The 15105-nt window shown below is 46.4% G+C and carries 13 protein-coding genes; 5 read left to right on the plus strand and 8 right to left on the minus strand.

Annotated elements, in window-relative coordinates; all coding sequences use genetic code 11:
* Positions 1 to 37 precede the first annotated feature (37 nt).
* Together GJR95_RS15750 and GJR95_RS15755 are read right to left on the minus strand one after the other, a co-directional pair.
* Entirely contained in the window at positions 38 to 730 is a 693-nt protein-coding gene (locus GJR95_RS15750) for a LytR/AlgR family response regulator transcription factor (RefSeq protein WP_162386783.1), read from the minus strand.
* On the minus strand, positions 723 to 1766 hold the full coding sequence (locus tag GJR95_RS15755) for a sensor histidine kinase (RefSeq protein ID WP_162386784.1): 1044 nt from the start codon (positions 1764 to 1766) through the stop codon (positions 723 to 725). Before GJR95_RS15755 ends, GJR95_RS15750 begins: the two co-directional genes overlap by 8 nt.
* A gap of 432 nt (positions 1767 to 2198) precedes the next feature.
* Between GJR95_RS15755 and GJR95_RS15760 the strand changes: the two genes are divergently transcribed.
* From GJR95_RS15760 to GJR95_RS15775, 4 genes are all read left to right on the plus strand, one after another.
* Positions 2199 to 3536, plus strand: a complete 1338-nt coding sequence (locus tag GJR95_RS15760) for a phosphatase PAP2 family protein (RefSeq protein WP_162386785.1) — start codon at positions 2199 to 2201, stop codon at positions 3534 to 3536.
* A gap of 297 nt (positions 3537 to 3833) precedes the next feature.
* On the plus strand, positions 3834 to 4643 hold the full coding sequence (locus GJR95_RS15765; protein ID WP_162386786.1) for an oxygenase MpaB family protein: 810 nt from the start codon (positions 3834 to 3836) through the stop codon (positions 4641 to 4643).
* Positions 4644 to 4743: 100 nt separating this feature from the next.
* Positions 4744 to 6126, plus strand: coding sequence for an L-serine ammonia-lyase (locus tag GJR95_RS15770; protein ID WP_162386787.1), 1383 nt, complete (start codon positions 4744 to 4746; stop codon positions 6124 to 6126).
* Between the two features lie 69 nt (positions 6127 to 6195).
* Positions 6196 to 7275: an AI-2E family transporter gene (locus GJR95_RS15775; RefSeq protein ID WP_162386788.1), complete on the plus strand. Its 1080-nt coding sequence runs from the start codon at positions 6196 to 6198 to the stop codon at positions 7273 to 7275.
* 186 nt (positions 7276 to 7461) lie between these two features.
* On the opposite strand, the gene GJR95_RS15780 is transcribed toward GJR95_RS15775, so the two are convergent.
* Together GJR95_RS15780 and GJR95_RS15785 are read right to left on the minus strand one after the other, a co-directional pair.
* Positions 7462 to 8415: an acetyl-CoA carboxylase carboxyltransferase subunit alpha gene (locus GJR95_RS15780; protein WP_162386789.1), complete on the minus strand. Its 954-nt coding sequence runs from the start codon at positions 8413 to 8415 to the stop codon at positions 7462 to 7464.
* A 97-nt stretch (positions 8416 to 8512) separates the two neighbouring features.
* A complete protein-coding gene (locus tag GJR95_RS15785) occupies positions 8513 to 9958 on the minus strand; it encodes an MBL fold metallo-hydrolase RNA specificity domain-containing protein (protein WP_162386790.1) in 1446 nt (481 codons plus the stop codon).
* Positions 9959 to 10101: 143 nt separating this feature from the next.
* On the opposite strand from GJR95_RS15785, the gene dacB reads away from it, so the two are divergent.
* Entirely contained in the window at positions 10102 to 11631 is a 1530-nt protein-coding gene (gene dacB, locus GJR95_RS15790; RefSeq protein WP_162386791.1) for a D-alanyl-D-alanine carboxypeptidase/D-alanyl-D-alanine endopeptidase, read from the plus strand.
* A 65-nt stretch (positions 11632 to 11696) separates the two neighbouring features.
* Here dacB and GJR95_RS15795 read toward each other — a convergent pair whose 3' ends face one another.
* The 4 genes from GJR95_RS15795 to GJR95_RS15810 form a co-directional block, all read right to left on the minus strand.
* Positions 11697 to 12161, minus strand: a complete 465-nt coding sequence (locus GJR95_RS15795; protein WP_162386792.1) for a response regulator — start codon at positions 12159 to 12161, stop codon at positions 11697 to 11699.
* On the minus strand, positions 12115 to 13596 hold the full coding sequence (locus GJR95_RS15800) for a sensor histidine kinase (protein WP_232541199.1): 1482 nt from the start codon (positions 13594 to 13596) through the stop codon (positions 12115 to 12117). The genes GJR95_RS15795 and GJR95_RS15800 overlap by 47 nt, the downstream gene beginning before the upstream one ends.
* A 97-nt stretch (positions 13597 to 13693) precedes the next feature.
* Complete coding sequence (gene hslV, locus GJR95_RS15805) at positions 13694 to 14233, minus strand: ATP-dependent protease subunit HslV (protein WP_162386793.1); 540 nt, start codon at positions 14231 to 14233, stop codon at positions 13694 to 13696.
* Between the two features lie 157 nt (positions 14234 to 14390).
* Positions 14391 to 14870 carry an Lrp/AsnC ligand binding domain-containing protein gene (locus GJR95_RS15810; protein ID WP_162386794.1) on the minus strand — a complete coding sequence of 160 codons (480 nt, stop codon included), beginning with the start codon at positions 14868 to 14870 and terminating at the stop codon, positions 14391 to 14393.
* Between the last annotated feature and the right edge of the window lie 235 nt (positions 14871 to 15105).

Below are 15105 nucleotides of genomic sequence, written 5' to 3' on the forward strand. Positions count from 1 at the left end.
GTACTTTATTTCGGCAGGGAACAATTCGCTAATAAAGCTACAGGTTTTCCAAAATATCCCGGTAGCCTCTTCCAATCGGAATAGTGGCCCCATTAACATCAACCATCTCAGCTGTATAGGAATCAATCTTGCTAATTGAAACGATAAATGATCGATGAATCCGCTTGAAGAGATTTACGGGCAAAAGTGCTTCAATTTCGTGCGTACTCATTTTCGAAATGTACTCTTTTTTCGTCGTAACAATCCTGACATATTCTCGCTGGCTCTCGATATAAACAATCTCCGAAAATAAAATCCTGACCTTTTTCTTTTGTACGTTTAGAAAAATAAAATCTTTTATCTCCTGACTTTCGGTTGGCTTGTATCTATCTAAATTGCCCGCCTTTACTTTATTGACAGCTATTAAAAACCGCTCAAATTCGTAGGGCTTCAGTAAATAATCCGTCACATTTAACGCAAATCCTTCTACAGCGTACTGATGATAGGCCGTTGTAATAATTACTGCAGGGGGATTGGTCAGTGTTTTCAAAAAATCCATCCCTTTTAAAGTAGGCAGGTGAATATCAAGGAAGATCAGATCGATTGAATTTTGTCGTAAATAATCAATGGCAAGAATCGCATCTTTAAAGACCGAATTCAGCTCCAGAAATGGTATTTGCCGAATATAATCCGATAAAACTTTTACGGCTAAAGGCTCGTCCTCTATAATAATACACTTTATATTAGACATGGCTTGCAAGATTAATGGTTAACGTAGCGGTAAATGTAGAATCGCCCTGCTGAACCGATAAGTTGAAATCGGTATAGAGCAACTCCAGTTGCCGTCTGAGGTTAGAAAGTCCAATGTTTTCTTTTACAGGCAACTCGTCTAAAAATTCTTCTGTAGAATTCCGGACTAAAAAAGCCAGTAGCTGCTTATTTACGGAAAGATGAATATCGACAAAAGGATGATCTCTGGTTTCAGAAACGCCATGTTTGAACGCATTTTCCACTAAGGGCATTAGTAAAAGGGGCGGTAAGGCCTGGCTCATATCATCGATGTCATGCTTAAAGTCGACGGATAAAGATTCGTCATACCGCAGCTTTTCAAGGGCAATATAGTCAGCCATAATTTTCAGTTCCTGTTCAATACGGATATAGGCTCCACTGGTTTCGTAGAGCATAAAACGCAGTATTTGCGACAGCCGCAAAATGGATTCGGGGGCCAGGTCGGACTTATCTCTTGCCAGTGAATAGATGTTATTTAACGTATTGAATAAAAAATGTGGATTGGTTTGGGATTTAAGGTAATTTAATTCCGCTTCCTGTTTTTCAATTCTCAGTTGCTGAGCCGCTTCTTTTAGCTTTCTATAATCATACGAATACCGAATAATCCCAAAGAAAATGATCGAAAAAGCGCTATATGGAAAGTGATTACTTATACCTTCCAATGCCGAAGGGTATACTTTCAGCGGAAAATAAATACCTGATTGAATACCAATATACCGCCAGAAATAAAAGCCGAAAGAATACAAAAAAAGATTAGCAGATAAAATAAATGGTGCCGCAATAATTCGTTTCCAGGTTAATTTTATAAACGGTAAAACATACTCATAAAATAGAAAATTAATAACAATAAGATAGCCAACTAGCCAGCAATTATTCACTACTCGTTTTAGAAATGTCTCAGGATGGCTTACTAAATCGACAAACACCTGCAACAATAAATAAGCACCCCCAACCCGGATAAAAAACTTAAACCGCTCCCTATCGATTGCTATTTCCATTCTGCTAGATAAGCTATAAAAATCAACAAATCTTACTTTTTTGTTTTACTGTCAACAGAATGAGCTTTGTAATCTACAAAAACCCGAAAAAAGTCAATAGAATACAACATTGATCCGTGAATTAGTCTGTCAAGCAGTGGTGCCGGTAAAGATGTGGTGTCAGTTTCTTAAAACTGACACGAGGAGGGTGGCTCGCTGTACGATTCTCAAAACCTCGCCGTTCATGCCGAATGCGGTTTCTCTACCCACAGGGTCAGGTTGAAGAACCTGACCTCACACCAACATTCACTAAGCAAACCTTTCAACCCGTTTTGTTTATTTACTTCAACAGTTGGCCTAATTGGGTCGTCTGTTTACCATAACCCGTTGTTGATTGACATCCACTTTCAGTGCTTTACTCTATTCGATAATCTTGTTAAAAATTCGCAGGATATGAAAAAGAGTCTACCCATTCTCATGGCTATGCTGATGATAGCCGTTCACCTACAGGCCCAGATGGAGCCGACTGCCAGCAATTGGAAAACCTGGTTTATAACATCACCCAAGACCTACCGCTTACCTCCCCCTTCTCCCTACAAGCAGGAAACGGACCAGGTATTATCTAAACAGCATGATCTGGATTCTGCTGGCTGGCAACAGATTCTATACTGGAATGCAGGAGCACCCGGTTACCGATGGCAGACTCTAATGTATAGATTATGGATGACAGATACCACCTACAATGGCGCTCTGGCGAATATGCTGCTCAGTGTAGCCACTTACGATGCTACGATCGTGGCCTGGGATACGAAATATGCCTATAAACGACCTCGCCCTTTTGCAATCGATAGTCGGATCAAAGTACACGGGCCGAAGCCCGATAGTCCCTCCTATCCCTGCGAACATTCGGTAGCGGCTGGCGTAGCGGTGACGCTCATCACTCATTTCTATCCTTCTATGGCTGAGTCTGTTACTCGGCTGGCGCAGCAGCTCATGGCATCACGCATTGCGGCTGGCACTGCCTTTCCCAGCGATACCCGCGCGGGTTTTGAACTGGGCAAACAGATTGCCGAAAAAGAATTGGCCTATACGAAAGGGTTTACGCCTAAAACGGCCTGGGACGGAAAGCGGCCGAAACAAACGGGCATCTGGAACGGAAAAAAGCCCGCATCTCCACTGGCAGGTCTTAGCAAAACTGTGGTACTGGACAGCAGTAGTCAGTTTCGCCCCGGCCCACCACCCGACTTTGCAAAAGATATGGCAGAACTGAAAAGCTTCAAACCTACTTTTCGCTCGATGGCCAATGCGTTTAACTTTGCGAGCCAGCCCTTCTGGGAAGATTTGCTGCACAAAAAAATATTCGAATACAACCTCCACCTGGACCCGCCCCGTGCCGCGCGATTGTATGCCATCGCGGCCATTGGTGTCTATGATGGCTTTGTCGCCTGCTGGGATGCCAAGTATGCCTACTGGGGCATTCGACCCGATCAGTACGATACTACCTACCAGCCACCGCTGCTGATTACGCCACCTTTCCCAGGATACCCTTCTGGACATGCCGCTATTGGTAGCATAATGGGTGAGTTGTATTCGTATTTCTTTCCGGCAGAACGCGCGTATTTCCAGCAGAAAGCCAAAGAAGGGGCAGAATCCCGCTTCCAGGCGGGCATCCATTTCCGCACTGACAATGAAGTTGGTCTGGAGTTGGGCCGGAAGGTAGCCGAAAAAATTATTCAGAAGGTAAGAACCGATGGCGCCGACGAGGAATTAATGCTGGCAAAGAAAAAATAGACAGACACTAAGGTCAGCCAGGGCAGTTTCCTATTCCAGCACCAGTTTGGAATGGGAAACTACCCTGGCTGACCTTCTTTCGTTTAACGATGTACAGCGATCGTAAATGGTATTCTCATTAACTTTTATAGATGCTCAACGTGCTGAATCGGTCAGTAACATTTATACTGGTTACTGACCACACTATATTACTTTTATACTAAACCATCTATACTTATTCTCAATTACCCAATAAAGACCCATATATTCGAGAAAACTATACGCTCAACTCCATAAAAAATACGTTAGTTTAGTTGTATGAGCAGTAGCAACCGGACGTACATCAATCGTTCACCATCTGACAGTCAAACGGCTTTTTTTGTAAAACCGGGCTCTATCGTTCGGCAAATCTGGGGCGACGCCGATGTTATTCTGCTGGTCTTTGCCGGATCGGCTGCCGAGTTCGCCCTTAATCGGGCGGTAGACTGGCTGTTTTTTACGGGTAAACTGCCTGCCGATCCCATTGCGCGCCTATTCTCGACGGTTCGTTATGCACAGGAAATCGTTTTTGCGCCCGAAACGCAGGCTCGTCAGGCCATTGCCCGCATGGGGGCTATTCACGGTGGCGTCGAACAAAAACGCGGCTACCAGATTCCGGATTGGGCGTATCGGGATGTGCTGTATATGCTGATCGATTATTCGGAGCGGGCTTATGAAACCTTATACAGAGCGCTCACCGATTCTGAACGCGAAGAGTTGTTTCATACCTTTCGGGAAGTTGGTGCGGGTATGCACGTGCCGAAACTGCCGGATACCTACGCCGATTGGCGAACAGATCGGGAGGCTCACCTTAATCGGGATCTGGTCCGGAGCGATTTCACGGACAAGCTCTTTCAGCGATACCGCGAGCAGTTAGGCAGTTGGCGCTATAATCTGCTGCGTCAGGCACAGGCGGTGCTGGTGCCTGAACAAGTGCGATCATTGCTCAGCTTACCTCAAAACCCGTGGCTGAATAATACCATTGGCCTGTACAAAATTCTGAATTCACTTGGGCTACGATCGATGGTGCAGCGGGCTTTACTGCCAACGAATTATCTGGAGCAAATTCGTAGCTTAGATGTTCGGTAACCGGGTAAACTGGTATTTGACGACTCATCGAACCAGTTACCACAATTACCAATTACTTTAGTTACTCAATTGCCCAGTCCCTTCGTCATTCTTCATCAACATGGTTAGCGCACCGATCACAACCTCTGTATTTGACCTGTTTAAAGTTGGTCCCGGCCCATCGAGTTCGCATACGATTGGACCAATGAAAGCCGCATTCGATTTCCGGCAACGACTGGCCGACTTACCTACAGATCTACAGCAACAGGCCGATGCGATTCATGTTCATCTCTATGGCTCACTCAGCGCAACGGGCAAAGGCCACGGCACCGACCGCGCCGTTGTGGCCGGACTACTAGGCTGGCAACCCGAAACCACCGACCCCGATAAACTTCTCGATCTTCTTCGCGACCCGGCACAGGTATATGCCATTCCGGTTGGCAATCGTACCATTTCTATTGGCCCGCAGCAGATTCATTTTGAGCGTGTTCGTTACGACTCACCCTACCACAACACCATGGTAATTCGTCTGGCAGACGCCGACGATACGCTGTTTTCGGAAGAATATTATTCGGTAGGGGGCGGATTCATTATTCGTAAAGGCGAACCAGAAATAGCGCCTGGCAGTTTGTCGGTGCCTTATCCATATGGAACAATGACGGAGCTAAAAGCTCAACTTATAGCCCACAAGATTTCACTGGATGAATTGATGCTGGCCAATGAAGCTGCGTTGACGGGCCGTAATCGGGCAGAGATCAACCAACGGGTCGACCAGATTCTGGATTTCATGCACAAAGCCGTCCGACGAGGTCTACGTCATAAAGGTATCTTGCCCGGATCTATCAAACTGAGTCGAAAAGCGCCCATTCTGTTTCAGCAGGCCAAAGGTATGAGCCAGTCGTCGGATAGTTTTCTGATCTTCCTGAATGCCTACTGTTTAGCCGCTTCGGAGGAGAATGCAGCGGGAGGTATTGTTGTTACAGCGCCAACTTCAGGGGCATCGGGGGTTATTCCGGGACTAACCTATTTGGCAAAACATCATTTTCACTACGACAAGGCTACACTTCGGTCGGGTATGTTAGCCGCTGCCGCTATTGGTTTTCTCGTTAAACATAACGCCAGCATTTCCGGTGCAGAGATGGGTTGTATGGGCGAAATAGGAACCGCATCGGCCATGGGGGCTGCATTCCTGACGCGTTGTGCTCAACCGAATGGAACCATTGGCGCCATTGAAGCGGCCGCCGAAATTGGCATCGAGCATCACCTTGGTATGACATGCGACCCCATTGGTGGCTACGTTCAGATTCCGTGCATCGAACGCAATGCGATGGGAGCCGTCAAAGCCTATAATGCCTATCTGCTGGCGACTTCCGGTGCGGCTTCGTTCCAGAAAATTTCGCTCGACTCGGTCATCAAAGTGATGAAGGCAACCGGGCGTGATATGTCAACAAAATACAAAGAGACTTCCGAAGCTGGACTGGCTCTGAGCGCAACTGAATGCTGATCAAGTTAAACAATTGATGGGCTTTAAGGTATTTTTAATAAAGTGCGAAATCGAGCACGTTATTTCTCTATGACAAATATCTATACTCCCCAGCAACAACGGGTTCTGCTTATTACTAGCCTGCTTATTATTGGCGGCTTTATCGTAGTGGGGCTCAGTGGCTATGTATCAGCGTTTCTGGGTGCAGGAATTCTTTACGTTGTTTTCCAGCCGTGGTTCAGAGCTCTGACTGTCAAGCGAAAATGGAATCGCTCGCTGGTGACTGCTCTGCTGATTATCTTCTCACTGGTTGTCATTATTCTGCCTTTTCTAACTCTGAGCCTGTTGCTGATTGGCCGGATTCAGTATTATAGCCAGCATACGGATGATATTCTGAATTTAGTAAAAAAGGCGGAAGACCTAACTGGTTATCAGATTACAAGCCCGCAAAACATCCGTTCCATTACACAGCAGGCAGCAAGTTACGCCAGTAAATTATTGCCCTCTCTGGCAGGTGGGGCCTTAGACTTTATCGTTATTCTTGGCGTGTTGTTTTTCACGTTGTACTATATGTTCGTACAGCAGGAAGATTTCCTGAAAGGCTTACGCAAATACCTGCCCTTCAAACGCGACACCCAGCAGGAACTGGGTGAATCGCTTAAAAATAACGTAAACGCCAATGTATTAGGCCAATTGCTGGTGTGTTTAGTACAAGGTGTATTAACGGGGGCTACACTTTGGATTTTCAATGTACCGGATGCTCCTTTCTGGGGAGTTGTGGCATTTTTTATGGCCTTTGTTCCTGTCCTCGGAACGCCGTTAGTCTGGGGTCCAGCGGGCTTAATCAAGTTGTCTCAGGGCGATACAGGCGAAGGCGTCGGTATTTTGCTGGTTGGCGTTATTGTTATTATCAATATTGACAACCTGCTTCGGATTATGCTGGCCAAACGCATGGGCGATATCCATCCACTCATTACGTTGGCTGGAATTGTCCTTGGTGTACCCATTTTTGGCATTCTGGGCCTGGTTGTCGGACCTTTGTTGTTGTCTTATTTCATCGTCCTGATCCACGTATTTGAGCGTGAGAACAAAAAACAGGAGGAAGAAGTCATCAAAGATGAAGAACGGCTGGAACAAAAAGCGGAGCAAGCAATCGTAAAAAAAAGATAGTGCTGGGCTAATTTAAACCTATAAGCCGGGCCGCCGATGCGCCGGGCCGCCGATGCGGTGTCAAAAACCGTATCGGTTTGTCATCATTCACGTATAAAATAGAAATTGGAAGAGTAATAGTATAGAATGAAAGAAGCCGCTAAGCATAACTCAGCGGCTTCTTTTATGAACAATATTGGATCAGCTTTACTCGATGACAACGCCCATCGAACAAAACTTATCAATGCGTTGGTTGATTCGCTCGTGCGGATCGATGGCACTTAGTTCAGCTAATGCTTCCAGAATGACTTTTTTGAGCAGATAGGCCATTCCCTGATGATCGTTATGAGCCCCTCCAAGCGGCTCTTCGACAATGCCATCCACCAATTTGTAGAGTTCCATATCGCGGGCGGTCAGCTTCATCGCTTCGGCGGCCTGTTCTTTAAAATCCCAGCTACGCCAGAGTATGGTCGAACAGTTTTCGGGAGAGATCACCGAATACCAGGTATTTTCAAGCATTAGCACACGGTCGCCAATGGCAATTCCCAAGGCCCCACCCGATGCTCCTTCGCCAATGACGATGCAAATAACCGGCACGGTCAGCATAAACATTTCTTTAAGGTTACGGGCAATTGCCTCTCCCTGTCCACGCTCCTCGGCTTCGAGACCCGGAAATGCACCCGGCGTATCGATCAGTGTAATAATCGGCTTATTAAATTTCTCGGCTAATTTCATGAGCCGCAACGCCTTCCGGTAGCCTTCCGGGTTGGGCATACCAAAGTTACGGTGTTGCCGCTGTTTGGTATTCCGTCCCTTCTGTTGCCCAATAATCATGACCGTCTGGTCGCCAAGCTCGCAAAAACCACCAACCATTGCCGGATCATCGCGCACGGTACGGTCGCCGTGTAGCTCGATAAACTGATCGCACATCAGCGAAATGTAATCGAGGGTATACGGCCGGTCGGGGTGACGTGACAGCTGAACCCGTTGCCAGCGGGTAAGATTCTGGAATATTTCCCGACGTAGTTTGTCGATACTTTGCTCCAGTATATTGACCGCTTCGCTAACGTCTACGTTACTGGTTTGGGCCAATCGTTTGGTTTCTTCCAGCCGCGCTTCGAGGTCGGCAATAGGCTTTTCAAAATCGAGGTATGTTCTCATAGAATGATGAAAAATGTGTAATGAATGATGAATACCAGCCAACCCGTGGGGATATTCGTCATTGATCACGCATGATTCATAATTTATAGTTCATCATTTATAATACAAAGCTCTCGCCCTTTTTCGGAATAATGACCTGTGGATACCCTTCTTCAGCGAGTGTGGCTTTAAAGGACTCCATGCTTCCGTATTCGCCGTGGACAAGGAAAATATTTTTAAGTGTTTCCGGCGACTGCATGCCAACAAAATTTATCAGATCGTTCCGATCGCCGTGGCCACTAAATACGTCGATTTTTTCAATATTGGCCAGTACCTGATGGTCTTTCCCTTTAATGCTGAGCGTTTGCTGGCCGTTCAGTAACCGCCATCCGAGTGTTCCTTCGGCGCAATAGCCAATGATCAGAATTGTTGAATAAGGGTTGCTGATATTTTCGGCAACATGGTACTCAACACGGCCACCCTGAACCATTCCCGACGACGAAATAATGATGCAGGGTTCGCCATAATTCGATACTGCCTTGCTGGCTTTCGACGACTCCAGGAACTGAAAGTTCTGGAAGTCAAACAACGCTTCGTTCTCTTTGTAGAATTCCCGGGCTTCCCGGTTCAGCATTTTAATGTGCTGATTGTAAATTTTAGAACTCTCAAAGGCCATTGGGCTATCAGAAAATACCCGGATAGGCGGAAAATCCCGTTCGGTATAGAGCCGGTTCAGCGTGTAAAGTAATGCCTGGGTTCGCCCAACGCTAAACGAAGGAATGATAAGTCGTCCGGGAATGTCAATACAGGTCCGCTGAATAATATCGGCCAGCGCATCTTCGGGCGACATCATGTTTTCGTGCAGCCGATTACCATAGGTACTTTCACAGATGAGGTAATCAACCTTTGGAACGGGTTCCGGATCAACCAGCAGGGGGTAGTTTTTCCGGCCTATGTCGCCCGAAAAACAGATGCTTTTCCGTTCGCCATTTTCAACCACATTGATAACAATGTGAGCCGCGCCGAGTAAATGGCCCGCCGGAATGAACGTAACATCCACTCCATCGGCCACCCTGAATTTTCGGTTAAACGCAATGGGAACTACATTTTCCATTGTTTCCCGCACCTGTCTGTCCAGAAACAGGTCTTTCTGCATCTGAATCTGACGATCTCGAACGCGCTGTTTTTTACTGGCGTTCAGGTCGTTGATCCGCTTTTGGTTCAGGGAAGCAGCATCTTTCAGGAGTACATTGGTTAGTGCAAATGTTGGCTCAGTACAAAGAATCTGTCCTTCATAACCTTCCCGAAAGAGGTTAGGCAGATTGCCCGAATGGTCCACGTGAGCGTGGGTCAGCAACACTAAGTTTATGCTTGAAGCCTCAAACGGAAAAAATCCCAGATGAGGAGTAATTGGGGCGGTCTCCTGTGACCCAGCCTGACCGTTGGAATTGGGTCGCTCCATATCCGACCCACAGTCAATCAGGATGCGGTAATCATCCTCCAGTTCCAGCAGGTACATGCTGCCTGTTACCTGCCGGGCCGCCCCCAGAAACGATAATTTCATGCGTACAGCTTAAAAATCCGATGTCGTTTGTTTGATGTCTCGTAAAGGGTGGGACTTAACACAAGCTAGGTGGTGAGTATTATGTAAGTTTGCAAAAGTACAAAATAGACCCCGAATCGCCTAACTGTCTCTAATCGCACTTTATGCCTCGCTTGCTCTCATTTGTCTTTTCAATCACTTATTTATTCGGTTATTACACGCAGGCAAAACCCTTTTCGAATAACCAACCCATTACCGATTCGCTGGCAACTCAGCGCCTTCTGGCCAGAGTTGAAGCGTTTCAGTCAGGGCCTGCTGCCCGGTTCGGTACAATAGCGCTGTCGGTTCGCCGGGTAAGCGATGGAACCGAACTCATTGGTTATAATACACATCAGAGTTTACCATCAGCTTCTACACTAAAACTCATCACTACCGCTACGGCAATGGCCGTACTGGGCAGTAACTATACGTATACAACAATGCTGGAATATGATGGCACGATCAAAGACAGCACCTTAATGGGCAATCTGTACATTCGCGGCTCGGGTGACCCTTCGCTTGGCAGCTGGCGATTTCCCAATTATTATGATCTGAATGCCTTACTTAAATACTGGTCAGCTGCGGTTAAAGCAGCTGGCATTCGCCGGATACAGGGAACGGTAGTGGGCGATGCCAGCCTATACGATGAATTAACAACGCCCGATACCTGGCCGTTTGGCGATTTAGGCAACTATTACGGGGCCAGTCTGAGTGCGCTCAATATCAATGAAAATTTGTACCGGGTTTTCTTTAAAACAGGCAAATCCGTCAATGTTCCAGCCAATGTTTTACGTACCGACCCTGCCTTACCCTACCTGGTTTTTCGCAATACTGTCGTAACGGATGCAGCCAACACCGGCGATCAGGTCAATATCTACGGTACGCCATTCATGAACCAGCAGTGGCTGACCGGTAAAGTCCCGATTGGTGAACCGGCCAATGAATTTAGTGTTAAGGGCTCAATGCCCGATCCAGCTTTTTTTGCCGCTTACGCGCTTCATAGGCAGTTAGGTCAGGATACTATACTTGTCAGTGGTTCACCTAATTCGGTGGGCGGTGGCTTACCCAATTCCTTCCCTGCTACGGGCAAACGAACGGTGTTAAATCAACACCGCTCCCCCACATTGGTCGAACTGGTTCTGCAAACGAACTTCCAGAGCATTAACCTCTATGCCGAAGCGCTCCTTCGAACCACGGCACTGACCCTAAACAAAACTGTTCGTTCGACCAGCGCCAGTATCGATGAATTGATCAAATTCTGGCGAAGTAAGGGGGTAAACCTCGATGGTTTCCGGATTCGGGATGGGAGTGGTTTATCGGCCGTGGGCGCCCTTACCGCCGACAACATGACCAGTATTCTTAGCACAATGGGCCGTGAGAAGGCGTTCCCGCAGTTCTATGAAACGATTCCAATCGTTGGCCAGACGGGCACCGTAAAAACACTGGCACGAGGCACAGCCGCTGCGGGTAACATTCGGGCTAAGAGTGGCTCAATTGAAGGTGTCCGGGCCTATGCAGGCTACTTCACCGCTGCCGACGGTGAGCGTATGAGTTTTTGCGTACTGGTCAATAAATTTACCCCAGGCCAGAACCGCGTGGTAACCACGGAACTGGAGAAAATTTTTGTGGGGCTGGTTGGGTTAAGCGGAAAGTAAGTAAGTCGGAATTCGGAATACGGTATTGGGCAGGTGAGTTTACCTGCCCAATACCGTATTCCGAATTACTCGTCATCTTCGTGGTCGCACACGGTAACGACATTAAACCAGTATTGGCCAATGGCTTTCGTTACTTCACTGAGCCGTTGAAACGTTGGGGGCTTGGTGATAAAACTATTGGCTCCGTTAAAATAAGACGTTTCAATATCGTCTTTAGCATCGGAGGTTGTTAGAACGACAATGGGAATATGACGAAGCTGTTCACTGGCTTTAATCTCGCGTAAAGCCTCCCTGCCGTCTTTTCTGGGCATATTCAGGTCCAGCAAAATCAGCTCAGGGAGCGTATGTGATGAGCCAACATACCGTCCTTTATAATTTAAGAAATCGAGCAGATCTTCACCGTCTTCGGCAAATGAAATCCGGCTGGCAGGATAATGTTGATGAAAAGCTTCACGGGTCAGGTAACGATCGTCTTCGTCGTCATCAACTAGCAGAATATGAATAGTTTTCTGTGGGGTTTGATCGGTCATAATCGTATAGTGATTGGCTTTCGGGCAGGACTACGATAAACGTTGTTCCTTTTCCTGGCTGACTTCGGGCAGTGATATGGCCGTGGTGAGAAACAGTAACTCGTTTACAAATAGCGAGTCCAATGCCAGTGCCTTCAAATTCACTTTTGCCGTGCAATCGTTGGAAAACTTTAAAAATATGATCTAAATATTTTTCGTCAAAGCCGATCCCATTATCTTCAACGGTGATCTCGAAATAGAGTCGACCGGAAATTAATTCAGGGTATGTCGACCCATCAATGGGATTAGCCTGTATTCGGAGAAGAGGCTGTACATCTACCCTTGTAAATTTCAGTGCATTAGAAATCAAATTCGTAAACAAATGATCCATTTGGCTTCCAATAGCCTGAATCATTGGCAATTGGCCAATTTCCACACGAACGTCCAATCCTTTGATCCGTAGCTCCTGATCATCTAATATACGCTGAACGATCGTAGCTAATGCAACAGGCTTAAACTCTTCCTGATGATTCGAGATCCGCGAAAAATTCAGGAGATCTTTAATCAATTTCGACATCCTTTCGGCAGAATGAACAATTTTGTCCATAAACATAAGGCTGTCGCCGTCGAACAGGTTGCCGTATCGGTCTGTAATCAGATTAGCAAAGGATTGAATCTTCCGGAGCGGCTCCTGCAGATCATGACTGGCCACAAAGGCAAACCGTTCCAGTTCTTCATTAGACGCTTCTAACTGACGAATCTGCTCTTTAAGTCGCGACTCATAGGCGCGAAGCTGATCTTCGTTCTGTTGCCGACTCGCCAGTTCCTGCTCCAGTAAACGATAGGAAATGACCAGTGAAAGAAATGTGAGTAATGAAAGCGTAAAAATAATGATGAGTGTATTGCGAAACGATCGGGCGGCCTGCCGATTTCGCGTCTCCATCAGGGTGCGTTCTGTATCGACCATGATGGCTACATGGCGCCGAAGGGCATCCATACGCAACCGCCCTTCTGTACTCAGTTGCAGCACAATCGGAACTTTAGCCATCCTGTTTTTAACGCGCATCTGCGAGACTTCCAGTTTAGCTTTGACCAACTGATCGAGTAAGGTAGTCCGCTGAACCTGCAATGAGTTATCACCCATAAGCGTGTGCAACTGATTCAGTCGGCCCGGTAACAGGCTCAGCGCGATTTTGTAAGGCTCCAGGTATGTCGTATCATTTGTCAGAACATAGCCCCTTGAGCCTGTTTCAACATCTTTCACCAGTGATAGAATAGTCTCCAGCGAGCCAACCACTTCATAGGTATGACGAACTCGTTCTGTATCATTTCCATACTGATTATAACTATAGAATGATAACGTAAAGCCCGACGCAATTAAAACCATTGCCACAAAGAATCCGAACGCAATGCGTCGATTCATGATCTTTGGAGCAACCTGATGAAGAATTTTCATGACGTCGAAGAACTCTTTACACTGCAAATATAAATAAAGAAATGGGCAAACTTTCCTTTAGAGGTAGGTATGCCCTGGCCTGATAAAGCGCCAATTCTTACAGTGTTTCAACAACAAGATTATGGTTTGTATAGATGCAGATATCTGCCGCTATGTGCAGGCTTTCCCGGACCATTTCTTCGGCAGATAGCGCCGTTGCGTGTTTCTTAAGCGCTACAGCGGCCGACTGTGCATAGACACCACCAGATCCAATAGCCGCAATATCGTTATCCGGTTCAATCACATCACCCGTGCCCGATATCATCAACAGATCTTCTTTAGAGGCTACAATCAACATCGCTTCCAGTTTGCGCAGGTACCGGTCAGTACGCCAGTCTTTAGCCAGTTCGATGGCGGCCCGCTTGAGATTTCCACCATACGCATTTAGCTTCTCTTCAAATCGCTCAATAAGTGTAAAAGCATCGGCGGTCGAACCGGCAAAACCGGCCAGAATTTTACCGCCCATCAAAACGCGTACTTTACGGACGTTACTTTTGGCAACGGTGTTGCCCATAGTGGCCTGGCCGTCAGCGCCAAGCGCGACATGGCCATTGTGCCGGATACCAACCACCGTAGTGGCATGAATGTTGGGTTGCATGAAATAAAAATTGTCAGCTTATATAACGTACTAACGACCGTTTACGGTTCATCGTTATGTTATTCTGGGTTTGTTTAGTAGCTAACTCGTGAAAACTACCCGCGCTGCTCCGGCCAGCCAATAAAAAATGTAAACAACAAACTATATAACCATAAACTTATTCCTGAACTTCGGCGAATGGAATGGGCCGATTAACACTTTCTTCCAGGGAGATAAACGTTTCTGTGCGCTGAATACCGGCAACTTTCTGAATTTTATCGTGCAATACTTCGCGAAGATGCTGAGTATCACGGCAAACGATTTTAGCAAAAATGCTGTAAATCCCAGTTGTATAATGAACGTTGACAACCTCCGGAATCTTTTCCAACTGCTCGGAGACTTCGCCGTAAAGCGAACTCTTATCGAGATAAATACCCAGAAAAGCACTGATATCCCAGCCAAGCTTGGTATGATCGATAACCAGTTGTGAGCCTCGGACAATACCCATTTGTTTGAGTTTATTCATACGGACATGCACGGTGCCTCCGGATACGAAGATTTGCTTACCAATTTCGGTATAAGCCATATTGGCATCCTTCATCAGTAAGTTTAAAATTTTAAGGTCTGTATTATCAATTTCTAAATTTTTCTCGGTCATTTTTAGTTTGTTTTTGATAAATATCAACAATAATACCTAATTTTTGAATAGGATGTAAATTTTTCGAAATTTTCATGTAAAATTTGCAATGAATCAGGCACATCCATTATCTTTGTATTGTCAAGTTGATCGAGCGGGGTCACACGCCGGTCTTCTTGATATTTTTCCTCACACTGTAGGATGTCGAAATTGGCAGACGTGCCCTCCTGTCTCGGGGGTGGTGATAAGGGATAAA

Origin of the sequence: Spirosoma endbachense (assembly GCF_010233585.1) — a bacterium.
In the GTDB taxonomy this organism is placed as follows: Bacteria; Bacteroidota; Bacteroidia; order Cytophagales; family Spirosomataceae; genus Spirosoma; species Spirosoma endbachense.

Excerpts from the sequence above, each read along its gene's own strand:
- GJR95_RS15750 (WP_162386783.1), bottom strand. The coding sequence starts at position 730 with ATGTCTAATATAAAGTGTATTATTATAGAGGACGAGCCTTTAGCCGTA.
- GJR95_RS15755 (WP_162386784.1), bottom strand. The coding sequence starts at position 1,766 with ATGGAAATAGCAATCGATAGGGAGCGGTTTAAGTTTTTTATCCGGGTT.
- GJR95_RS15760 (WP_162386785.1), top strand. The coding sequence starts at position 2,199 with ATGAAAAAGAGTCTACCCATTCTCATGGCTATGCTGATGATAGCCGTT.
- GJR95_RS15765 (WP_162386786.1), top strand. The coding sequence starts at position 3,834 with ATGAGCAGTAGCAACCGGACGTACATCAATCGTTCACCATCTGACAGT.
- GJR95_RS15770 (WP_162386787.1), top strand. The coding sequence starts at position 4,744 with ATGGTTAGCGCACCGATCACAACCTCTGTATTTGACCTGTTTAAAGTT.
- GJR95_RS15775 (WP_162386788.1), top strand. The coding sequence starts at position 6,196 with ATGACAAATATCTATACTCCCCAGCAACAACGGGTTCTGCTTATTACT.
- GJR95_RS15780 (WP_162386789.1), bottom strand. The coding sequence starts at position 8,415 with ATGAGAACATACCTCGATTTTGAAAAGCCTATTGCCGACCTCGAAGCG.
- GJR95_RS15785 (WP_162386790.1), bottom strand. The coding sequence starts at position 9,958 with ATGAAATTATCGTTTCTGGGGGCGGCCCGGCAGGTAACAGGCAGCATG.
- dacB (WP_162386791.1), top strand. The coding sequence starts at position 10,102 with ATGCCTCGCTTGCTCTCATTTGTCTTTTCAATCACTTATTTATTCGGT.
- GJR95_RS15795 (WP_162386792.1), bottom strand. The coding sequence starts at position 12,161 with ATGACCGATCAAACCCCACAGAAAACTATTCATATTCTGCTAGTTGAT.
- GJR95_RS15800 (WP_232541199.1), bottom strand. The coding sequence starts at position 13,596 with ATGAAAATTCTTCATCAGGTTGCTCCAAAGATCATGAATCGACGCATT.
- hslV (WP_162386793.1), bottom strand. The coding sequence starts at position 14,233 with ATGCAACCCAACATTCATGCCACTACGGTGGTTGGTATCCGGCACAAT.
- GJR95_RS15810 (WP_162386794.1), bottom strand. The coding sequence starts at position 14,870 with ATGACCGAGAAAAATTTAGAAATTGATAATACAGACCTTAAAATTTTA.